The organism is Undibacterium sp. GrIS 1.8 (assembly GCF_040544445.1).
In the GTDB taxonomy this organism is placed as follows: domain Bacteria; phylum Pseudomonadota; class Gammaproteobacteria; order Burkholderiales; family Burkholderiaceae_D; genus Undibacterium.
In genome coordinates this window covers 42,052-63,124 of the sequence record NZ_JBEONQ010000008.1, presented here as the reverse complement: position 1 = coordinate 63,124, position 21,073 = coordinate 42,052, and the positions used below count along the sequence as shown (strand labels likewise).

The following is a 21,073-nucleotide window of genomic DNA, read 5'->3' as shown; positions in this document are numbered from 1 at the left end:
AACTGGTTCAGATGGCATCCTGATTAAGGATAGTGCTGTAGATTACTTTTGATCGAGTGGTTGGCCTGGCTGCTCAGTCACAAAACCAATTTTACCCAAACCTTGTTCTTGAGCTGCAGCCATCACTTGGGCAATGATCTCGTAGCGAGTTGCTTTATCGGCACGCAATTGCAATTCTGGCTGCGGTAATTTTTGTGCTGCTTTTGCTAATTTTACGTTTAAATCTGTAAAAGTAATGACCTGTTTATCCCAATATAAAACGCCTTGAGAGTCAAATGAGATAGTGATGTTGTTTGGCAATTGGGGGGCCGTATTTGATTTTGCAGTAGGTAATTCAAGCTTGATAGCTTGTGTCATCAAAGGGGCGGTAATGATAAAAATCACCAGCAATACCAACATGACATCCACCATCGGTGTGACATTGATATCCGCCATAGCAGCCGGTGTTTTTGCTGCCGAGTCACTTGCCTGATTGAATTTACCGAAGGCCATAATGCGTTGAGATTTTTATTTACTACGTTGGTAAGCTTGTGGTTGGTTTGTTGCTGACGTTAGCCGAGTTGCGCTCTTATACGCGCGGACTAAGGTGTGCATGCAGATCATGCGCAAAAGCATCTAGCTCTGCCATGGTAATACGGTTCATACGGTTAAAAGCGTTATAGGCCAATACCGCAGGAATTGCCACCATCAAACCCAATGCCGTCATGATTAATGCCTCGCCGACCGGACCAGCTACTTGCGCGATCTGCACAGCACCATTATTTGCAATCGTCGTCAGCGCATGAAAAATGCCCCACACCGTGCCGAGCAAACCGACAAAAGGTGCGGTCGCCCCGATGGAGGCCAAAATGCTTAAACCAGATTCCAGTTTGACCGTAACACGGTTTAATTCTTGTCGCAAAACCCGGGTAAGAATGTCGCTTAAAGCAGAATTAGTGTTAAGTCCTGCGCTAGCGCGTGCTGGTTCTGTAGAGAGTTTCAGGTCCGCAGCCGCCATACTTTTTCTCGCCAGAGAAGCATAGATGTCTTCGCTATCAGCATGACTGATCAGGCTAAGCGCGTCATTGATGTTTGGCGCTTTCCAAAAAGACTCAACAACTGGCGCGGTTTTGCGTACGCGCCAAAACGACCAGGTTTTATAAAAAATAATGAACCAGCTAACGAGAGACATTGCCATCAAAAAATAAGCTACTGCGTGGCTTATTTCATCAACTTGTGACCAGTAATCAAAAATCATAGGGCTCGTTAGAGAAATCGTTGGTGAATGAATTAGCGAATGAGTTGGTAAATGAATTGGTAAATGAATTCGTAAATAAGTATGAGCTTTGTGATTTCTGTATTTTCTAAACTACTGAATTCAAACCCAGAACATCAAACATATCGTATAAACCAGTTTTCTTATCAGCCAAAAACCGTGCTGCGCGCAAACTGCCGTGGGCGTAATTAATCCTGCTAGAAGATTTATGGCTGATTTCTACCCGCTCACCAATCCCTGCGAACATCACTGTATGGTCGCCGACAATATCGCCGCCACGAATGGTAGCAAAGCCGATCGAAGAAGGGTCACGTTCGCCTGTAACGCCTTCACGCGCGAACACGCCGACTTCGTTCAAATCACGACCTAATGTACTTGCGATGACTTCGCCCATTTTTAATGCGGTACCGGAGGGCGCATCAACTTTATGACGGTGGTGTGCTTCGATAATTTCTATATCGTAGCCTTGCGCAAAATTCTTGGCTGCCATTTCTAACAACTTCAACGTCACATTCACGCCGACACTCATGTTCGGCGCAAATACAATCGCCGTTTTTTGCGCTGCAGCAGCAATCGCTGCTTTACCTTCGTCATCAAAACCAGTCGTACCAATAACCATCTTAATGCCATGTTCCGCGCAGTAAGCCAGATGCGTTAAGGTGCCTTCAGTACGGGTAAAGTCGATCAGACAATCAGCATCTGCCAAAGCCGTCGACAAATCAGACTCAATTAAAACGCCAACTGGCTTGCCTAAACTGGCACCGGCATCAGCACCCAAAGCAGGCGATCCAGGCAAATCCAGTGCGCCGACCAGTGCAACATCATCTGCCGCAGTGATGGTCTCGATCAACATTTTACCCATGCGACCAGATGCACCAGTCACGGCGATTTTTAATACTGTCATCGGAATACCTTGATTATTTTTTCTTATCTTTATCCGTCGTCAGGATAGAAGATTCAGCTCTCACACCAATTGCAGAAGTCGTAATATTGGCTAAGTAGTCTTTTTCGTTGGGCAAATTACCCCCCTCAAAACGTTGCACAGTATTGTTCTTAAAAAATACCGCCACACGGCTGGTGAGTAATTCGCCGTTCGGCTTTAATAAACGGAACGGGTAGTCCCAGCGGTCTTCGTGGAACATATCGGTCAATAATGCCGTGCCCAGCAAAAATCGGACTTGCTCACGGGTCATGCCTTCTTTGAGTTGCGATACCATCTCTTGCGAGACAAAGTTACCTTGCTGAATCGTAATCCGGTAAGGCGAGATATAACCTAAAAATTTGGATACACCGGTTGGCGTCGTTTTTTGTGCGCCATCAGCAGAATTGAGTTTGGCGCCGTCTTTGTTACCAGTATCCGTCACTGCGGAGTCAGTGGAACTAGGGAGCTTGGTCACTGGCGGTGTATCCACCATAGGATTGAGCATAGCGCAGCCAGAGACACCAACTACACCAAACGCCAAAGCGAGAGCAGTCAAGCCTTGCGCGGTACCTCGGGATACTTCAGAAAACAACAATCGCATAAATAACCTCAATGTGATGTGCAACGGTGTACAGTTTGCAAAAAATAATTAATTCAAACAGCTTATATCAATCTTACTTACTAATTTATTACGTTTAACTTTGGCGTTACTTGGGTAGTAACTTAGGTGGCAACTTAAGTGAGAGCCTACACAAAGAACACAAATACAGCGCGAGATAATCTTAGGACAACGCAGCATAATGAAATTACTCACTGATGCAAGCTTAATATACGTCGATTAAAACCCCAAAAAACCACCCTGAAGTTACGCCGGGATTATGCTGAGATTCACTTTGAGTTAAGCTCTAAACCCGATATCATAAAGCAGATACACTCTTTTTGACCGAAAACATGACGAATACCACTCCCAATCTCAAATCCAGCGGCCTGAAAGCGACTTTGCCAAGGCTGAAAATTTTAGAAATTTTCCAAAGTAGCCCAGTTCGCCATCTGACAGCGGAAGATGTTTATAAAATTCTGCTGAATGAAAATATGGATGTCGGTTTAGCGACGGTATATCGGGTTTTAACGCAGTTCGAACAAGCCGGATTGTTAAATCGCAATCATTTTGAAACCGGCAAAGCCATCTTTGAACTAAACGAAGGTTCGCATCACGACCATTTGGTCTGTTTGGACTGCGGTTTGGTAGAAGAGTTCTATGACGAGCAAATTGAGAAGCAACAACATGCCGTTGCACTGGAGCGTGGCTTTACTATTGCTGAACATTCGCTAGCGATGTATGGTCATTGCACCAAACAAAATTGCGAACACAGAAATCGCAAATCATAAAAAATGAGAACACAAGTATCAGCTTCTACTGATATTTACTGATCAAATTCGTACTCAAACGTCGCTACTGGTATTTTCGCTGCTAGCACTTTGCTTACGAATTTTTTCTACTACCCCTGCCACTGCATCAATCACTCGCTGTGAATTAAAAGGTTTTACGATATAGCCGTGAATACCGGCTTTAACAGCCTCCGTCACCGTGGCTTGATCTTTATTCGCAGTCACCATCAAAATCATCGCATTTGGCAATGCCTCCTTCATTTTTGGCAATATTTCTAAGCCGCCGATTTTAGGCATAACTACATCCAATAGAATAATTTGCGGATTGAGTTTGATCGCCATTTCCAAACCCGACCCACCATCAGAAGCATCGCCAACGACGTTATAACCCTCGCTGCGCAGTACTACCCGTAAAACCTCACGAGTCATATCATTGTCGTCAACAATTAAAACAGAGATATTTTTGTTGTTCATAACAACCTCACTATTTGGAGTTTGGATACTGGATATCGGCTATTGACTTAGCGCATTTGAGAGTAGCTTTGCAGTGATATCAACAATAGGAATAACACGTTCATAAGCCATACGAGTTGGCCCTATCACCCCAAGCGTGCCTACAATTTTACCGTTCACGCCATAAGGCGCAGTGACAATACTCATTTCATCCATCGGTACGAGTTGCGATTCGCCTCCGATAAAAATTTGTACCCCTGTCGCTTTACTAGACACATCCAGCAATTGCATCAGCCCGGTTTTTTGCTCGAACATATCAAATAACTTACGCAAAGAAGTCATATTATTCGACAAGTCCTGCACATTGAGCAAATTGCGCTCGCCTGAAATCACAACCTCGTCCGACTGATCTGACATCGCATCACTGCCTGCTTCGACCGCCGCTTGCATTAGGCGCGTCATATCGTTTTGCAATTGGCGTAATTCAGTGTTGATACGTAAGCGAGCATCTTCAAAACTCAATCCACCAAAATTTTGATTCAGATAATTCGCGGCCTGCACCAATTGCGAGGAGTTGTAATCAACATCGGTCAGCAGCAAGCGGTTATGCACCTCACCATTGGGCGCAACCACGACTAGCAAAATCCGCTTTTCAGATAAGCGTAAAAACTCGACTTGCTGAAATGTTGATTCATGCCGCGGGGTCATGACTACACCTGCAAATTGCGATAGCGACGACAACACCTGAGCCGCGTTAGAAATAATTTTTTGTGGGGAATTAGAAAACACGCTCGCTTGCATACGCGACTCCAGCGCAGTGCCATCAAATTCCTGCACGGTCAGTAGTTTGTCCACAAACACGCGGTACCCGCGCGGGGTCGGAATCCGTCCAGCCGACGTATGCGGGCTGGCGACAAAGCCCATTTCTTCCAGATCTGCCATCACATTACGAATGGTGGCCGGAGATAACTCCAGTCCAGAAATTTTTGAAAGCGCCCGCGAACCCACCGGCTGACCATCAGCGATGTAGCGTTCTACCAGAGCTTTAAGTAATGTTTGTGCGCGAATATCGAGTTGCATGTTGGTATTCTATGCGAGCGTTGTAATCAATGACATACAAATATAAACCCATATTCGCTTGCAATGAAGCAAGACGCTTATTATTTGGTGCTTTTAATGCAATTCTCAAATTTTCCCTCGATACATCTTCATAAAATCTGTTTACTTTAATATTTCAATTAATATAGAATTATTGAAATAAAATAGAAAATTAAACCCAGATTTCCCATTGGAACAGCGGCAAGTGCGCCTTTGGCGGACTGACTGGCTAGACGCGACGACGACGCAAGCTGAATCTTGCTAGGAGGAGCAACAACGCCAGGCAGTTCGCCAAAGGTGCAATTGTCGCTGTAGCGCTCGCACTCAAATCGCGGTGGTGTTATCCCTCTGAAGACCGCACGCCGTCTGCGTTTTTTGCGAAGTGGTAGCGGTCTGATGGAAAATCTGGGTTAAAACAAGGGGAATTAAATATGGAAACTAAACAAGCTGTTAGCGCCCTCGCCGCGATTGCCCAAGATTCCCGCCTGGCGATCTTCCGCTTGCTAGTCCAAAGTGGCCCCAGCGGCGTCATCGCCAGCAAAATCAGCGAACTCCTTGGCATTGCGCCATCGTCTTTATCCTTTCATCTAAAAGAGCTGATGCATGCCGGTTTGATTACGGTGCAACAAGATGGGCGATTTATGATTTACGCCGCCAATTTTACGGTGATGAATGATCTGATCGGCTTTTTGACGGAAAACTGTTGTGGCGGAAATCCTTGCTCTCCAAACGCGACCTGCGCACCGGTGGATCAGCAAGTCACCGAGCGAGAGAATAATCACGGCAGTACTGCAAACCTATGACCCAAATCTCCGCTAATAATCGGATCAAAGCGAACTTATCCCGACGTCTGGTCGCCGAAGGTCTGGGTACGGCGTTTTTGCTCGCGATTGTGATCGGCTCTGGCATCATGGCCGAACGCTTGTCCGCTGGCAATATTGCAATCGCTCTGCTGGCGAATGCGATAGCGACCGGGACTGGTTTAGTTGCCTTGATTTTGATGTTTGGCGCGGTCTCCGGTGCGCATTTTAATCCGGTAGTCAGCCTATCCGAAGCATGGCAAAAAAATTTGCCCTCATCAGAATTGTTAGCTTATATCGCCGTTCAAATTGTTGGGGCATTTGCGGGTGTGGCAGCTGCACATTACATGTTTGATGATCCATTATTTTTTGCATCAACACATGTACGAACCGGTGCTGGCCAGTGGTGGAGTGAGTTTGTTGCGACTTTTGGCTTAATTGCCACCATCATCGGCTGCTCGCGCAGCAAGCCAAGTTTGACGCCATTTGCCGTCGCCACTTACATCACAGCAGCATATTGGTTCACCTCCTCGACATCGTTTGCCAATCCAGCAGTAACTCTAGCGCGCGCCTCCAGCAATACCTTTGCAGGAATCAGACCGGCAGATACGCCGGGCTTTATCGCTGCCCAGTTGCTAGGTGCGGCCGCTGCGACTTTACTATTTTGCTGGCTTTATCCAGCACCGCTGTCAGAAGTAAAAAGCATAGCAAGCAAGCTTGCGCCCAACGATTTTGCTTAAATCATTCCGGCTACTCTCAATATTTTTTAAGCTAACTATTACTTAATTACTTAATTACCTAGGCGGACTTCCATGACGATCACGATTTATCACAATCCCAAATGCGGCACCTCGCGCAATACGCTGGCCTTAATCCGCAATACTGGTGTCGAGCCAGAGGTCATTGAATACCTGATCACGCCGCCAAGTCGCGATAAATTGCTGGAGTTAATTGCGGCCATGGGCATCCCGGTGCGTGACTTGCTACGACAAAAAGGGACTCCGTACGAAGAGCTCAAATTGGACGACAGCAAATGGACTGACGATGAGCTAATCAACTTTATGCTGAAGCATCCCATCCTGATCAACCGCCCGATTGTTGTAAGCCCGATGGGGACGAAACTATGCAGACCGTCGGAACTGGTGTTAGATATTTTACCGTTACCGCAACTGGGTGAATTCGTCAAAGAAGATGGCGAAAAAGTGATCGAATTGATTGATAACGAGGTTCGCCGTGTCCAAGCTAAATGATCTGCCTAATCTGGATCAGGACTTATTTGCAGTACCTGACAATACACAGTTAAGACCCGCAGCGCCTGCCACACATGCGCCGCGTTTTTTGCTGCTGTATGGTTCGCTACGCGAGCGCTCGTATAGCAAATTACTGACGCTGGAGGCGGCTCGTTTGTTAGAAGCGATGGGCGGTGAGGTACGCGTGTTCGATCCACAAGGTTTGCCTTTGCCGGACGGCGCGCCGGAGGATCATCCCAAGGTCAAAGAGTTACGTGATTTATCTTTGTGGGCGGAAGGCATGGTCTGGTGCTCGCCAGAACGCCATGGCGCGATGACCGGGATTATGAAAGCGCAGATAGACTGGATTCCTCTGTCAATCGGCGCTGTGCGTCCGACACAGGGTAAAACGCTGGCAGTCATGGAAGTCTCCGGCGGATCGCAATCGTTCAATGCTGTCAATCAGTTGCGCATTTTGGGTCGCTGGATGCGAATGCTGACGATACCCAATCAATCATCAATCGCCAAAGCATTTTTAGAATTCGACGATGCGGGACGGATGAAGCCATCAGCGTATTACGACCGTGTAGTGGATGTGATGGAAGAGTTGATGAAGTTCACGCTGCTGACACGCGATGTCGCACCGTATCTGGTGGATCGGTACAGCGAACGTAAAGAGAGTGCCGAGGCTTTGCCCAAACGTGTGAACCAAGGATCGATATAAATACCGATTAGAAAACGTGACGTCCATCTGAATTAACCGACATACGGCAAAATCATCCAGCACTACATTCTTACGTAAAAAAATATACTCCCCCTATTTTTTATAAAATATCTCTTATTGCCCAGACTTTATATGGACACTCCATATATACATATGACAGTATATTAATAACCCATAGGCAATTGTGTAGCGGACTGAGATCAAAACGTAGATCAAAACAGAAACCAAATGGAGTCGCATCAACACTGGCGCGATGTCCGCTAGCGTATTTTCCCGCTATAATCGTCGACATATGAAAAAGCCCGTCAGACTATTCTTATTATGGATATTGATGATTGCGATCCCGCTGCAAGGGTTCGCGGCGGCCTCTATGCTGATGTGCGGCAGTCAGCATCATATGAACCCATCACACCCAATGCGACAACACGCAAGTCCATCAGATCAGCGAGTCATGCATGATGAAATGCATCACGATATGCTGAGCGATCAGGTGAACAATACAGTGAGTAATGCAGCCGGCAATAATAGCCATAGCCACCACAGTAGCGACACCAATCTATCGGTCAAGCATAAATGCAGTGCCTGCGCCGCTTGCTGTGTCGGTGCTGTGATTCTGAGTGATGCGATCAAACCGCAAGTCAATGCAGCAGCATCTGAACGTATCGCTTTTCAAACTATCTCCCACGTTGGATTTATTACCAACGCTCCAGAACGCCCTCCTCGATTTTTCGCTTAAGCAGTGTCTTGTCGCGTCCGCAATTTGTCATTGCGGTCATACAGTGTCAGCACTCGCATGCTGCAAGCCCAAAACTATAAGCCATAGTTAATCTACTTTTTTCTGTCTCCATCAATGGGAATTTCTACCATTCGCTGGATGGCTAACCAAGAGGTATCGCATGAATTACCAAAAATCGTCCTATGCATATTGGGACATTATTTATCTATTACCAAAGCGATCGCGCCGCTACATAAAACTCTGCTCGGCATTTACGGCGTGCATCACGCTCTCTGCCTGCGCCTCATTTAGCCAGGACGGTGGCTTCGCTGTTGTACAACAAACAGCTACCGACAAACTGCATAAAAACGTGCAGTGGATTAAAAGTGATGTAGACCGGCAGCAAGTCAACGACCGCAATAAAGAATTACTCGCTGAAGCATTAACGGTTGACGCAGCAGTGCAACTCGCGCTGCTGAATAACAAAGGCTTGCAGGCCTCATTTGATACGTTGGGCATTGCTGAATCTGATCTGGTACAGGCAGGTCGCATGAGCAATCCTGGTTTCAGCTTTAGCCGCTTGCGACGCGGTGATGAAGTTGAATTTGATCGGGGTATCAGCTTCAATATTGCCCGCTTGATTGCGATGCCACTCACTAGCAAAATGGAGCGTCATCGCTTTGAGCAAACCCAGCGTCAAGTCATGATGGATATGCTGAACCTGGTGGCAGAAACCCGTAAAGCCTACTTCATCGCGGTGGCAGCAGAAGAGTCCGTACGCTATCTTCAACAAGTCAAAAGATCTGCCGAAGCCGGCGCAGAACTGGCCAAACGCATGAAAGCAGCGGGCAACTTTAATGCCCTGCAAGAGGCACGTGAACTCAGCTTTTATTCCGACACAGCGTTGAATCTGGCGCGTGCTGATCAAGCCCGCATCCGCAGTCGTGAGCGTTTGATTCGCCTGCTTGGAATAGATCAATTCAGTGAGGAAAATACTGGCGTAACGAGTTTCAAACTACCTGAGCGCTTACCTGATCTTCCCGATGTTTTGGCTCTGACTGATATCAAGACTGAACCGGATGAAGAAGCAACGGTAATCAACCAGCTTGTTGTCCAACGACTGGATGTGCAGGCAGCTAAGCTGAATACGCAGCAGTTAGCAGAGAGTTTGGGCTTGAATAAAGTTACCCGCTTTATCAACGTACTGGAGCTCGGCGGCGTACGAAATACCTCCAACCAACAAGCAACGCAACATGGTTATGAAGTACGCCTAGAGTTGCCACTATTTGACTGGGGCACTGCACGCACTGCCAAAGCCGAGGCGCTCTACATGCAGGCAGTCAATCAAGCCAGCCAGACTGCTTTGGAAGCCCGCTCTGAAATCAGGGAAGCCTATGCTAATTATCGCGCCAGTTATGACATCGCCAGGCATTATCGGGATGAGGTCGTTCCCTTAAAAAAACGTATTTCACAAGAGAATCAACTCCGCTATAACGGCATGTTTATCAGCGTATTTGATCTGCTGGCCGATGCGCGCTCACAAATTACCAGCGTCAATAGCGCGATCGATGCGCTCAAAGAATTTTGGCTTGCACAAGCAGACCTGGAGATGAGCATGACTGGCAAGCCCAGCATGACTTCATCACAATCCACAATGATCTCTGTCTCCGGTTCTGCCGCAGAACACTAAGGAATTATTATGACCAATCGTCGACATTTTTTAAGTGGTATGGGTACGATGGCTGGCGCTGTGGCAGGCACCATCGCCGCCGCAGTTACCGGCGCTTCTGTGAGCAAAGTGGCCATGGCCGCATTGCCCGAACCAGCCACACAAATCACACCAGATACCATGCCGCCACTACACCCGACTACGGGCAGGCCCTACAACCCGGTGGTGACACTCAATGGATGGACGCTGCCTTGGCGGATGAATCAGGGTGTCAAAGAATTCCATCTAGTCGCAGAGCCAGTCGTACGTGAAATGGCACCCGGCTTTAAAGCACATCTATGGGGTTATAACGGTCAATCGCCGGGCCCAACGATCGAAGTCGTTGAAGGCGACCGGGTAAGGATTTTTGTGACGAATCGTTTGCCAGAACATACCAGCGTGCATTGGCATGGGCAACGCTTGCCCAATGGGATGGATGGTATATCTGGTCTGACCCAGCCGTCAATTCAGCCCGGAAAAACCTTTGTCTATGAGTTTGTGGCACGTCGTCCCGGCACCTTTATGTATCACCCGCATGCCGACGAAATGGTGCAAATGGCGATGGGCATGATGGGATTTTGGATTACCCATCCCAAAACGAAACATCCGTTAATCGATGAGGTTGATCGTGATTTTGTATTTCTGTTGAATGCCTACGACATTGATCCCGGTGCTTATACGCCCAAGATTATGACGATGTTGGACTTTAATTTATGGAGCTGGAATAGCCGGATTTTCCCCGGCATTGATCCCTTGGTCGTGCGCAAAAATGACAAGGTGCGGATACGCATCGGCAATCTGACGATGACAAATCATCCGATTCATATCCACGGACATGAGTTCCAGGTCACCGGTACCGATGGCGGAGCGATCCCAAAAACAGCACGCTGGCCAGAAGTCACTACCGATATCGCGGTAGGGCAAATGCGTCAGATCGAATTTGTCGCCAATGAAGAAGGTGATTGGGCTTTTCATTGCCACAAATCGCATCACACCATGAATGCTATGGGGCATACCGTACCGACCATGATCGGCGTTGATCACGCCAAAGTCGCTAAGGAAATTACCGATTTAATTCCCGCATACATGGCAATGGGCGACAGTGGTATGGCGGATATGGCCCAGATGCAAATGCCACTACCGGATAACACCGCACCGATGATGACGGGCGACGGCCCATTTGGTTCTGTCGATATGGGTGGTATGTTTAGCGTCGTCAAAGTACGTAAAAATCAAGCTGTGGGCGACTATAAAGATCCGGGCTGGTATCAGCATCCCAAAGGTACGGTCGCATTTGAGTGGGCGGGTGCGCTACCTGAGGCAAAACGTCTTTCACCAGAAGGGACTCAAGCGGCGCCAGAAAACATCAAGCCTGAAAAAGAGATTGAAGTACAAATCCGTAAGCCTGAGGGACATATGCATCATCCTTAACATATCTTGGTTGTCCTCACTTAGTTATCCCTATTTTGTTATCCTTAATCATCCGTCATCAGGACTCAATATGAACTCAAGAAACATCAAAAAATTAGTAGCCACAAGCTTTTTGTTGTTGGCAGGACTTACCTCGCTGCACGCGCATGCGCATGGCAAACTGGAATCGTCATCACCGAAAGCGGCCGAGGTGCTAGATCAGTCACCAAAAGAAATCCGTATCCAGTTTAATGAAAATCTGGAAGAGACATTCAGCAAAATAAAATTGCTAGATGCCAAAAAAAACGCGCTGGCTTTAGACAAAAGTATCATTGATAAAACCAATCCTAAAATCATCTCGGTTGCTGTACCCAACTTGTCCGCAGGAGACTATCAGGTGCAATGGACAGTCATGACGCAAGACGGTCATAAAACCAAAGGCACATTTAGCTTTAAGGTGAAGTAAGTGGCAGAAATAGGAGTGATACAGCATCTGGCTACCTGGGCGTTAAATCTGGCATTTGCGATTATGCTTGGCGCGCTGGCGTCACAAGTCTGGCTTAGCTCTGGGCTTAGCTGGGGAGGCAACCGGAAGAGCCTTGCGGGATTAACAAGGCAACCATCATCCTGGGCACTTACTGCTGCGTCACGCTTGCAGCGCATCCTGACAATCTCAACAATCATCACACTAATCGCCAGTACCGGCGTACTGTGGATAGAAGCTGCAGTTATGGTTGAACTGCCGCTACTAGCATCGTGGGATGCCGGCATCGCACTGGCAAGCAGTACCCATTTTGGACACGCTTATTTGGTCGGCGCTTCCGCCTTGGTCATGGTCGTTTTTATCAATATATTCCTATCGAAACTAACGACATCTCATCAGCATTTACGGACTCAACAAATCATCCTCGCAATCTGCATCGGAGTATTTGCTTACAGCCGCAGTGTCGTTAGTCATGCGGTGATATCCGGTGATTTCACCTGGTCAGTGATGATCGATTGGGTGCATCTGCTATTGGTCAGCTTATGGGTTGGAGAAGTACTGATCGCGGGATTGAGCGTGCTCGCCAAACCGGTAGGCTCGCTGCAAGATCACCGACGCGATTGCATTAGTTATGTCACTGTACTGTCGCACTCTGCTAGCTGGGGGTTAGTCGGCATTTTTATAACCGGTGGCCTAAACGTATGGCGAGGGCTAGGTGACGTCAACAGTGTCAGCGCAATCACAGACAGTGCGTACGGCATTACTCTGCTATTTAAAATTGCACTGGTAATTGGTGCCGCAGCGCTAGGCGGATATAACCGTTTTTATGTGATGCCTGATTTGCTGCAGGCACTAGAAAAATCTAAGCAACATCCGACAGAGCGGCGGTTTGCTTTAATACTGCAAGCAGAAGCGATCATTTTTTTGATCGTCATTTTTGTTGCGGCGATACTCAGTTCGACTTCGCCACCATCGGCTAGTTAGTGCGGATAGCTAAGTTAGTAGCTTGATTAATAGCGCCAAATTCCAATATATTTCGTTACTGATTAACGACACTATTGATCTTAATTTGCAGTGTTGTGAAAATAAATTAACTTTACATAAAAACATTATTTATCCTCGGCTATCATTGATTTCTTTTTCAAAACATCAAATCAAAAGTTATGATTAGTAATTTCATTGGCCGGAGTAAATTAGTTTTTACTATTGCGATAATTGGCGTCATTTTATTTTCAGCAGCATCAAATTCACGAGCTGGCGCAGAACAAACCTCTGTTGACATTTTTTTTGAAAATCCAAAATTAGATAAAGCCGCCCTATCGCCAGACGGAAAATATCTGGGGGTATTAGTTGCAACAAAAAGTGGTCGTATGCAATTAGCGGTCGTAGATCTAGCGACAAAATCGTCCAAAATTATTAGTGGTTTCAGCAATGCTGATATTGAAGAATTTCACTGGGTAAATAATGACAGGTTGGTATTTAGCACTGGGGATAAGAATGTAGGCATCGGTGACAATCGATTTTTCCCAGGTTTGTATGCGATAAACCGTGATGGATCAGGAGCAAAAACTTTAGTTGATCGGGTTTGGGGCGAAGAATTTACCACTGGAAGTAATATTAAAAGCCGGATTTTGCGTGCAGACAATTATTATTTTTCCGTCGATTTTAGTAATGGATCAAATAGCGTATTTGTTATACATCCAGTTTGGGATGCTGTTTATGATTTAAAAGCATTGTCGCTCATACGACTCGATACAACAACCGGGGCTGCAGAGCACATAACAAGACCTGGGGATAGCAAAGAATGGCTAATTGATCAATTTGGTACTCCGCGCATCAATATAACTACAAACGAGGGTATCAGCACTATTTACTATCTCGATCCTAAAACAGAAAAGTGGCGTCAATTATCTCAATTCAACACCTTCAAAGAAGGCAGCTTCACGCCATTTTCTTTCGGTCCGGATGGATCATTATATGTGACCGCTCGAAACGGTCATGACACAAGTGCTTTATATCGTTTTGATTTAGAGAAGAATGCTATTGATCCTAATCCCGTGGTTTCAATTGCTGGTTACGATTTTGCCGGTTCAATGATTTTTGATTTTTCCAAGAAAAAATTGTTGGGTGTCCGTTATGAAAACGATGCTTCGTCAACGATCTGGTTTGATGAAGAAATGAAAAAAATTCAAGCGTCAATCGATACTTTATTGCCAAACACCATCAACGACGTATCCATCTCAAGGAATGGAGTGAGTCAGATTGTACTAATACGATCCTACTCAGATGTGCAACCAGCGACATTTTTAATTTACGATATAAAAAGTAAGGAGTTAGATTTAATTGGAGGAAAACATCCAGACATAGAATCAAAGAAAATGGCGGCACAAGATATGGTGCGATATAAAGCAAGAGATGGCTTAGAAATTCCGGCTTATTTAACACTGCCTCAAGGCAAAGCCAATAAAAATTTACCCATGGTGGTTTTAGTGCATGGCGGTCCGTTTGTTCGGGGAGTAAACTGGGGCTGGGATCCGGAAGTACAGTTTTTAGCGTCTAAAGGCTATGCGGTATTGCAGCCAGAATTCCGTGGTAGTACCGGTTACGGATATAAACATTTCAGAGCAGGCTGGAAACAATGGGGCCTTGCTATGCAAGATGATATCGCCGATGGTACAAAATGGGCGATACAACAAGGAATCGCCGATCCGAAACGTATCTGTATCGCTGGGGCTAGTTATGGCGGATATGCGGTGCTAATGGGACTAGCAAAAAATCCAGAATTATTTCGTTGTGGCGTGAATTGGGTTGGTGTAACGGATTTAAACTTAATGTACCAGTCAAACTGGAATAGCGATGCCGACGCTCAATGGCAGAACTACGGTATGCCTGTATTAATTGGCGACAAAGTAAAAGACGCAGCCCAACTAAAAGAAACTTCACCAGTTGAAATAGCAGATCGTATTCGGCAACCGCTGCTACTTGCTTATGGTGGATCGGACAGACGTGTTCCTATCGCTCATGGGAAAGACTTCTTAGCTGCCGTCCGCAAGACAAACTCATCAGTTGAGTGGATTGAATATGTTGAGGAAGGTCATGGCTGGGGATTGGTCAAAAACCGATTAGATTTTTGGAACAAAGTAGACCACTTTTTAGACGCCAATATTGGTAAATAATATAGGTGAATGAGCGCTCGATCTAATCGCTGATTACCTTTATATCGGCGACTATCAGATCGAGTCGAACTACTCAACTATCAAAATATAGTGGTTAAGTTTTTTTAGATGCGCAGCATTTTGATCCAAACATCGGGTCAATACGCTCAAGCCAAAAACATCGCTAGCACATCATGCACACTCGCTACCACGGCATCTGGCTTAATATGTGCATGATGTGGCTTGTCTTGTGCGACTTGGTGGCGGTTCATCCAGACGCCTTGCATACCGGCGCGCTGCGCCCCTTCCACGTCCAATAGTAAATCATCGCCGACATACATCACCTGTTCTGGCGGCAAATCTAACGCATTGCATGCAGCACTAAAGATTCTTGGATCGGGCTTGGCGCAGCCAAACTTGTGGGCGGCGAGCGAAACTTTGAAATGTGGGGCCAGTCCAATGACATGCAAATCGGCAAAGCCATTAGAAATGGACCCCAGTTCAACCCGTTTGCTCAATGCCTGCAAACCTGGCACCACATCATCATATAAGCTGACTTTATTACGCGCATCGGCAAAGACTGCCATGGCCTCATCTGCCTTTGTCACATCAACTTTAAATTCCAGGAATAACTTCGACAATAAAGCGTGGCGCAGCGACCACAAATCATATTGGAAGCGCGGATTGGTTTTGACCAGTTTTTCACGATAACTGCGCATGCGGTCAATCGAATAATGTTGCGCTACTTCTGGCGTATTAAACATCATCCACTGGTATAAGCTCGCCTCGGCATATTGAATCACTGGTGCGACGGGCCACAAGGTATCGTCTAAATCGAACAGCACCGCTTTAATCTTAGGACTACTCATCTTCGCTTCTCATCTATTTTTGTGATTTTTGCCCGATTCCAACGGATTACAGCGGATCGCAACAGCTTGTCGCTATTTGGAATATCCAAATCAAACGCAATTATGGTCTAATCTGAGTCATTCCGTCATCCGTGCTCACATTACCAACCTTTATGACCTCCTCGTCTAAAACCATCGCACTGATAGGCAAATATAACGCCGCAGGCATTATCGAATCCTTGACTGAGCTAGCCGATTTTTTAGGCCAGGCCGGTCACACTGTCGTATTCGACGAAGAGACTGCACAAAATATCTCGGTGGAAGGTTTTAGCGTGCTGTCGGTACCTGATATCGGAAAAAATGCTGACGCCGCGATTGTCCTCGGTGGCGATGGCACGATGCTAGGGATCGCCCGCCAGCTTGCCCCCTACAATGTGCCGCTAATCGGTATCAATCAGGGACGACTTGGTTTTATTACCGATATCCCGCTGGACCGCATGCTGCCCGTCATTACAGAAATGCTGGAAGGTAATTACGAATCCGAAAAACGTAGTTTGCTACAAGGTATTGTGATCCGTGACGGCGAGCAGATTTTTAGCGGAATGGCATTTAATGATGTTGTGGTATCGCGTGGCACTGGGTCTGGCATGGTGGAATTGCGGGTCGACGTTGATCAGCATTTTATGTACAACCAGCGCTCCGACGGTCTGATCGTTTCTACCCCTACAGGCTCAACGGCCTATGCGCTCTCGGCCGGTGGACCATTGTTGCATCCTAGCCTGAGCGGCATTGTGATGGTGCCGATTGCGCCGCATGCCCTGTCCAATCGCCCGATAGTGTTGCCGGATTCCAGCGAGATCGTAATTGAAATCGTCGCCGGACGAGATATCAGCGTCAATTTTGATATGCAATCCTTCGCTAGCCTGATCTACAAAGACAGAATCGTGATCCAGCGATCCGCTCATACAGTCACCTTTTTACATCCAAAAGGCTGGAACTATTACGACACCTTGCGGCAAAAATTGCATTGGAATGAGTACCCGTCAGTAGAGGGCGCTTTACGTTAAAATAGCCAGCGTAGAACGACACCAGCTATCGGTTGATAGCAGCGCATTTTTTGCATTCATTCCACCTCTTGTTATCTCTTTTTTACACCGAATCCCCTTATGCTGCGCACGCTTGCTATCCGTGATTTTGTTATCGTCGATGCGATAGAACTCGATTTTTCTGCTGGTTTCACGGTGTTTACTGGCGAGACTGGTGCTGGTAAATCCATATTGATTGATGCCCTCAGCCTCTCTTTAGGCGGACGTGGCGATGCCAGTATGGTGCGTGAAGGTGCCGCTCGTGCCGATATCTGTGCAGAATTCTCTTTAGACGCCAATTCATCTCTATGGCTGACGGAGCATGACTTTGCTAATGACGACAATCAACTCATTTTGCGTCGGGTGATCGACAATGCCGGTCGCTCCAAAGCCTATATCAACGGCATCACCGCTACCGCAGGACAGTTACGTGAACTGGGCGATTTATTAGTCGACATTCATGGTCAGCATGCACACCAGTCTTTACTTAAAAGTGATGCGCAACGGGCGCTGCTGGATATGCAAGGTGGCTTGCAAGTATCCGCACAAGAAGTCGCACAATTATTTAAAACCTGGCGCAATCTGGTCAAACAAAGAGAGGAGTTTGAACGCGACTCCAAAAACGTTTTGCTAGAAAAAGAACGTCTTGAATGGCAAGTTAAAGAACTCGATAAGCTGCAAATCCAGCCTGGCGAGTGGGAAAGCATCAGCCATGAACATAGCCGTCTGGCACATGCCGCCAGCCTGCTAGAAGGTGCGCAAGAAGCCGCCGATCTAATCACAGAATCCGATCATCCTATGTTGTCGCAGCTGTCTTCACTACAACAAAAATTATCGAAGTTATTAGATTACGATGCGGCTCTACAACCTGTGATTGATGTACTGGATTCCGCCCGTATCAATTTGCAAGAAACCAGCTATGCATTAAATGATTATCTGAGCCGGATCGAACTTGATCCGGCACGCTTGCGTGCGGTAGAAGCGCGGATGGAAATTATTCACTCCACTGCGCGCCGCTTTCATGTGACGCCTGAGACCTTACATTTAGAGTTTGCGACCTTGTCCGAACAGTTGCTTCAATTGGCAGATGCATCAGATATTCAGGCACTCAAAGCGCAGGAAGAAAAAGCGTTTGCCACCTACAAAAAAAATGCACAGCAGTTATCCAAAGCACGTCATAAGACAGCCCAAGAATTGTCCGCTGCAGTGACAACAGCGATGCAAGATTTGAGTATGAGTGGCGGATCATTTGCGATCGCTTTAATTGAATGCGAACCAGCCAGTTACGGCTTAGAACAAATCGAATTTCAAGTAGCGGGCCATGCCGGCGTACAACCAAGATCGCTGGCGAAGGTGGCCTCCGGTGGCGAGCTAGCGAGAATTTCGCTGGCAATCTCGGTCATCACCTCTTGCGCGACCGCCACACCGACACTGATTTTTGATGAGGTGGATAGCGGCATCGGTGGCGGTGTTGCAGAAGTCGTCGGGCGTCTGCTAAAACGTTTAGGGCAAGACCGGCAAGTGCTTTGCGTGACCCATTTACCGCAAGTCGCCAGTCAGGCCAATCAACATTTTGAAGTCAGCAAAAATAGTAATGATGGCAAAACCCATTCGCAGATCGCCAGGCTTGATTCCAAACAACGGGTAGAAGAAATTGCCCGTATGCTAGGCGGACTAGAAATCACCGCTACGACGCGCAAACATGCCAGAGAATTACTGGCATCTTAATTTAAAACACTTTAATAAAAACTATGCGCTTCCTCAAAGAACCAGATCACACCCACGGCAAAATAGGCAAAATCGCTGTCGTCTTAATCAACCTCGGCACACCAGATGCGCCGACGACCTCCGCAGTACGTCGCTATCTGAAAGAATTTTTATCTGATCCGCGGGTGGTAGAAGTACCTCGCATGATTTGGTGGCTGATTTTAAATTTAATTATTTTGCCATTTCGCTCCAAACAGTCCGCAGCTAAATACGCGTCGATTTGGACCAAGGATGGATCGCCGTTAAAGGTGCATACCGAAAAACAAGCCGCACTTTTAAAAGGCTATTTAGGAGAACGTGGACATGAGGTCCATGTGACTCATGCAATGCGCTATGGCTCTCCTAACATCCCGACCGTTTTACAAAAATTAAAAACCGATGGCTATGACCGGATTTTGATTTTACCTGCCTACCCGCAATATTCAGCGACGACAACGGGAGCTAACGCAGATGCAGTTTTTCAGCATTATCAAAAAATTAGAAACATGCCCGAGTTGCGTATGGTCAGAAGTTATCACGACCATGATTCCTACATCCGCGCACTCCGATTCTCGATCATGAACCACTGGCAAAGCTATGGCCGCCCGGACAAACTGGTGATGAGTTTTCATGGGTTGCCAAAAGCCTTTTTAATGCGCGGCGATCCCTATCATTGCGAATGCTATAAAACCGCCCGTTTGTTAGCGGAACAGTTAGGTCTGACCAAAGAACAATATGTCGTCACTTTCCAATCACGGCTAGGGCGCGCAGAATGGTTGCAACCTTATACCGCCCCGACAGTAAAAGCACTCGGACAACAAGGCACCAAACGTATTGATGTAGTTTGTCCGGGCTTTATCGCGGATTGCCTGGAAACCTTGGAAGAAATCGCGATGGAAGTCCGTGATGAATTTTTACATGCTGGTGGCAAAGAATTTAATTACATTCCCTGCCTGAATGAATCGCCAGAGTGGATGCGCGGGCTAGCAGAAATTACCGAGCAACATCTGATCGGCTGGCCGACGATGATGACGGTCAGTATGCGCGACAAACAAAAACAAGATGCGCAGATTAGCCGCTCAGAATCTAAACGTTTAGGTGCAGAGCATTGACTACCTCAACCCAATCTAACAAGGTATTTGTCATTGGCGACATCCAGGGTTGCCATGATCAGTTGTTAGAACTGATTGCGCTGATAGACAAAGATGTACCGCAACAAGGCCCGCAGCACGCCCCTGCTCCCCGCTTGTTATTTGCGGGCGATCTGGTCAACCGTGGCCCCAAGTCCCTAGCCACGTTGCGCCTGATTCGCAGTCTGGGTGAACGTGCTGATAGCGTATTAGGCAATCACGATCTGCATTTACTCGCCGTCGCCAACGGAATCCGGAAAGCGCATCGCAACGACACCATCGACGACATCTTAGCCGCACCCGACCGGGAAGAATTATTAAACTGGTTGCGTCATCGACCGCTGGCATTGTTCGAGCAAGATCATCTGCTGATACATGCTGGCGTTTTTCCCGCATGGACAATAGCAGAAACCTTGAACTTAGCACACGAGGTAGAAGTAGTTTTACGTAGCGATGCCTATGTCGATTTTTTGAATCAGATGTATGGCAACACACCCGATCAATGGAGCGATACTCTGCAAGGTGCAGACCGCTACCGCGGCATCGTCAACGCACTGACGCGGATGCGCTTTTGCAGCAGCGATGGACGAATGGATTTTGCCAGCAAAGAGGGTATGGACGACACGCCTGATGGTTATTTCCCTTGGTTTGACGTTCCAGGTCGTCAGACCGCAGGCAAACCAATTGCCTTTGGCCATTGGTCAACACTGGGCTTGATCATTCGTGACGACTTGTTGAGTTTAGACACTGGCTGCGTCTGGGGTGGCAAGCTGACGGCGGTATGCCTGAATGATCACAGCGTAGTGCAAGTCGATTGCCCGCAGCAGCAAAAACCGGGCTAAGGCTAGATGATCTATCCGGCGTTGATTTAAAAAATATCAAACTGGATGTCTAATCATTCTGCGGCTTCTGGCACGAAAAT

At 47.0% G+C, this 21,073-nt stretch carries 22 protein-coding genes; 15 read left to right on the top strand and 7 right to left on the bottom strand.

Features of this window, described 5'->3' with window-relative positions:
* Positions 1 to 42: 42 nt before the first annotated feature.
* From AAKU64_RS05575 to AAKU64_RS05560, 4 genes are all read right to left on the bottom strand, one after another.
* Complete coding sequence (locus tag AAKU64_RS05575) at positions 43 to 492, bottom strand: ExbD/TolR family protein (RefSeq protein WP_354361678.1); 450 nt, start codon at positions 490 to 492, stop codon at positions 43 to 45.
* A 76-nt stretch (positions 493 to 568) separates the two neighbouring features.
* A complete protein-coding gene (locus AAKU64_RS05570; RefSeq protein WP_354361676.1) occupies positions 569 to 1,237 on the bottom strand; it encodes a MotA/TolQ/ExbB proton channel family protein in 669 nt (222 codons plus the stop codon).
* A gap of 106 nt (positions 1,238 to 1,343) precedes the next feature.
* Positions 1,344 to 2,159, bottom strand: coding sequence for a 4-hydroxy-tetrahydrodipicolinate reductase (gene dapB, locus AAKU64_RS05565; RefSeq protein WP_354361674.1), 816 nt, complete (start codon positions 2,157 to 2,159; stop codon positions 1,344 to 1,346).
* Positions 2,160 to 2,172: 13 nt separating this feature from the next.
* Positions 2,173 to 2,778: an outer membrane protein assembly factor BamE gene (locus AAKU64_RS05560; protein WP_354361672.1), complete on the bottom strand. Its 606-nt coding sequence runs from the start codon at positions 2,776 to 2,778 to the stop codon at positions 2,173 to 2,175.
* 350 nt (positions 2,779 to 3,128) lie between these two features.
* Between AAKU64_RS05560 and fur the strand changes: the two genes are divergently transcribed.
* A complete protein-coding gene (gene fur, locus AAKU64_RS05555) occupies positions 3,129 to 3,566 on the top strand; it encodes a ferric iron uptake transcriptional regulator (protein WP_322121395.1) in 438 nt (145 codons plus the stop codon).
* Positions 3,567 to 3,620: 54 nt separating this feature from the next.
* On the opposite strand, the gene AAKU64_RS05550 is transcribed toward fur, so the two are convergent.
* Both AAKU64_RS05550 and hrcA read right to left on the bottom strand, forming a co-directional pair.
* The gene (locus AAKU64_RS05550; protein WP_354361670.1) at positions 3,621 to 4,040 is read right to left on the bottom strand and encodes a response regulator; all 420 of its coding nucleotides are present in this window, start codon (positions 4,038 to 4,040) and stop codon (positions 3,621 to 3,623) included.
* A 39-nt stretch (positions 4,041 to 4,079) separates the two neighbouring features.
* On the bottom strand, positions 4,080 to 5,099 hold the full coding sequence (hrcA, locus tag AAKU64_RS05545; RefSeq protein WP_322121393.1) for a heat-inducible transcriptional repressor HrcA: 1,020 nt from the start codon (positions 5,097 to 5,099) through the stop codon (positions 4,080 to 4,082).
* Between the two features lie 449 nt (positions 5,100 to 5,548).
* On the opposite strand from hrcA, the gene AAKU64_RS05540 reads away from it, so the two are divergent.
* From AAKU64_RS05540 to AAKU64_RS05495, 10 genes are all read left to right on the top strand, one after another.
* Positions 5,549 to 5,920 carry an ArsR/SmtB family transcription factor gene (locus AAKU64_RS05540; RefSeq protein WP_354331039.1) on the top strand — a complete coding sequence of 124 codons (372 nt, stop codon included), beginning with the start codon at positions 5,549 to 5,551 and terminating at the stop codon, positions 5,918 to 5,920.
* Positions 5,917 to 6,657, top strand: coding sequence for an aquaporin (locus tag AAKU64_RS05535; RefSeq protein WP_354331041.1), 741 nt, complete (start codon positions 5,917 to 5,919; stop codon positions 6,655 to 6,657). The genes AAKU64_RS05540 and AAKU64_RS05535 overlap by 4 nt, the downstream gene beginning before the upstream one ends.
* Positions 6,658 to 6,729: 72 nt before the next feature.
* Positions 6,730 to 7,167 (top strand): arsenate reductase (glutaredoxin), encoded by a 438-nt coding sequence (gene arsC, locus AAKU64_RS05530; protein ID WP_354361668.1) that lies wholly within the window; start codon positions 6,730 to 6,732, stop codon positions 7,165 to 7,167.
* Positions 7,136 to 7,870: an arsenical resistance protein ArsH gene (arsH, locus tag AAKU64_RS05525; RefSeq protein WP_354361762.1), complete on the top strand. Its 735-nt coding sequence runs from the start codon at positions 7,136 to 7,138 to the stop codon at positions 7,868 to 7,870. Before arsC ends, arsH begins: the two co-directional genes overlap by 32 nt.
* 292 nt (positions 7,871 to 8,162) lie before the next feature.
* The gene (locus AAKU64_RS05520) at positions 8,163 to 8,606 is read left to right on the top strand and encodes a hypothetical protein (RefSeq protein ID WP_354361666.1); all 444 of its coding nucleotides are present in this window, start codon (positions 8,163 to 8,165) and stop codon (positions 8,604 to 8,606) included.
* A 160-nt stretch (positions 8,607 to 8,766) separates the two neighbouring features.
* A complete protein-coding gene (locus tag AAKU64_RS05515; RefSeq protein ID WP_354361665.1) occupies positions 8,767 to 10,275 on the top strand; it encodes a TolC family protein in 1,509 nt (502 codons plus the stop codon).
* Between the two features lie 9 nt (positions 10,276 to 10,284).
* The gene (locus tag AAKU64_RS05510) at positions 10,285 to 11,724 is read left to right on the top strand and encodes a multicopper oxidase family protein (protein WP_354361663.1); all 1,440 of its coding nucleotides are present in this window, start codon (positions 10,285 to 10,287) and stop codon (positions 11,722 to 11,724) included.
* Positions 11,725 to 11,794: 70 nt separating this feature from the next.
* Positions 11,795 to 12,169 (top strand): copper resistance CopC family protein, encoded by a 375-nt coding sequence (locus tag AAKU64_RS05505; protein WP_354361661.1) that lies wholly within the window; start codon positions 11,795 to 11,797, stop codon positions 12,167 to 12,169.
* On the top strand, positions 12,170 to 13,171 hold the full coding sequence (locus AAKU64_RS05500; protein ID WP_354361659.1) for a CopD family protein: 1,002 nt from the start codon (positions 12,170 to 12,172) through the stop codon (positions 13,169 to 13,171).
* A gap of 179 nt (positions 13,172 to 13,350) precedes the next feature.
* Positions 13,351 to 15,363 (top strand): S9 family peptidase, encoded by a 2,013-nt coding sequence (locus AAKU64_RS05495; protein WP_354361657.1) that lies wholly within the window; start codon positions 13,351 to 13,353, stop codon positions 15,361 to 15,363.
* A gap of 146 nt (positions 15,364 to 15,509) precedes the next feature.
* Here the strand turns inward: AAKU64_RS05495 and AAKU64_RS05490 are convergent, their stop codons facing one another.
* Positions 15,510 to 16,211 (bottom strand): HAD family hydrolase, encoded by a 702-nt coding sequence (locus AAKU64_RS05490; protein ID WP_354361656.1) that lies wholly within the window; start codon positions 16,209 to 16,211, stop codon positions 15,510 to 15,512.
* A gap of 152 nt (positions 16,212 to 16,363) precedes the next feature.
* On the opposite strand from AAKU64_RS05490, the gene AAKU64_RS05485 reads away from it, so the two are divergent.
* From AAKU64_RS05485 to AAKU64_RS05470, 4 genes are all read left to right on the top strand, one after another.
* On the top strand, positions 16,364 to 17,257 hold the full coding sequence (locus AAKU64_RS05485; RefSeq protein WP_322121382.1) for an NAD kinase: 894 nt from the start codon (positions 16,364 to 16,366) through the stop codon (positions 17,255 to 17,257).
* A 99-nt stretch (positions 17,258 to 17,356) separates the two neighbouring features.
* Positions 17,357 to 19,003 (top strand): DNA repair protein RecN, encoded by a 1,647-nt coding sequence (gene recN, locus AAKU64_RS05480; RefSeq protein ID WP_354361654.1) that lies wholly within the window; start codon positions 17,357 to 17,359, stop codon positions 19,001 to 19,003.
* A gap of 23 nt (positions 19,004 to 19,026) precedes the next feature.
* The gene (gene hemH, locus AAKU64_RS05475; protein WP_354361652.1) at positions 19,027 to 20,133 is read left to right on the top strand and encodes a ferrochelatase; all 1,107 of its coding nucleotides are present in this window, start codon (positions 19,027 to 19,029) and stop codon (positions 20,131 to 20,133) included.
* Positions 20,130 to 20,993, top strand: a complete 864-nt coding sequence (locus AAKU64_RS05470; protein ID WP_354361650.1) for a symmetrical bis(5'-nucleosyl)-tetraphosphatase — start codon at positions 20,130 to 20,132, stop codon at positions 20,991 to 20,993. The genes hemH and AAKU64_RS05470 overlap by 4 nt, the downstream gene beginning before the upstream one ends.
* Positions 20,994 to 21,073: the final 80 nt, after the last annotated feature.

Coding starts and splice junctions, on each gene's coding strand:
- AAKU64_RS05575 (WP_354361678.1), bottom strand. CDS start 492: ATGGCCTTCGGTAAATTCAATCAGGCAAGTGACTCGGCAGCAAAAACA.
- AAKU64_RS05570 (WP_354361676.1), bottom strand. CDS start 1,237: ATGATTTTTGATTACTGGTCACAAGTTGATGAAATAAGCCACGCAGTA.
- dapB (WP_354361674.1), bottom strand. CDS start 2,159: ATGACAGTATTAAAAATCGCCGTGACTGGTGCATCTGGTCGCATGGGT.
- AAKU64_RS05560 (WP_354361672.1), bottom strand. CDS start 2,778: ATGCGATTGTTGTTTTCTGAAGTATCCCGAGGTACCGCGCAAGGCTTG.
- fur (WP_322121395.1), top strand. CDS start 3,129: ATGACGAATACCACTCCCAATCTCAAATCCAGCGGCCTGAAAGCGACT.
- AAKU64_RS05550 (WP_354361670.1), bottom strand. CDS start 4,040: ATGAACAACAAAAATATCTCTGTTTTAATTGTTGACGACAATGATATG.
- hrcA (WP_322121393.1), bottom strand. CDS start 5,099: ATGCAACTCGATATTCGCGCACAAACATTACTTAAAGCTCTGGTAGAA.
- AAKU64_RS05540 (WP_354331039.1), top strand. CDS start 5,549: ATGGAAACTAAACAAGCTGTTAGCGCCCTCGCCGCGATTGCCCAAGAT.
- AAKU64_RS05535 (WP_354331041.1), top strand. CDS start 5,917: ATGACCCAAATCTCCGCTAATAATCGGATCAAAGCGAACTTATCCCGA.
- arsC (WP_354361668.1), top strand. CDS start 6,730: ATGACGATCACGATTTATCACAATCCCAAATGCGGCACCTCGCGCAAT.
- AAKU64_RS05520 (WP_354361666.1), top strand. CDS start 8,163: ATGAAAAAGCCCGTCAGACTATTCTTATTATGGATATTGATGATTGCG.
- AAKU64_RS05515 (WP_354361665.1), top strand. CDS start 8,767: ATGAATTACCAAAAATCGTCCTATGCATATTGGGACATTATTTATCTA.
- AAKU64_RS05510 (WP_354361663.1), top strand. CDS start 10,285: ATGACCAATCGTCGACATTTTTTAAGTGGTATGGGTACGATGGCTGGC.
- AAKU64_RS05505 (WP_354361661.1), top strand. CDS start 11,795: ATGAACTCAAGAAACATCAAAAAATTAGTAGCCACAAGCTTTTTGTTG.
- AAKU64_RS05495 (WP_354361657.1), top strand. CDS start 13,351: ATGATTAGTAATTTCATTGGCCGGAGTAAATTAGTTTTTACTATTGCG.
- AAKU64_RS05490 (WP_354361656.1), bottom strand. CDS start 16,211: ATGAGTAGTCCTAAGATTAAAGCGGTGCTGTTCGATTTAGACGATACC.
- AAKU64_RS05485 (WP_322121382.1), top strand. CDS start 16,364: ATGACCTCCTCGTCTAAAACCATCGCACTGATAGGCAAATATAACGCC.
- recN (WP_354361654.1), top strand. CDS start 17,357: ATGCTGCGCACGCTTGCTATCCGTGATTTTGTTATCGTCGATGCGATA.
- hemH (WP_354361652.1), top strand. CDS start 19,027: ATGCGCTTCCTCAAAGAACCAGATCACACCCACGGCAAAATAGGCAAA.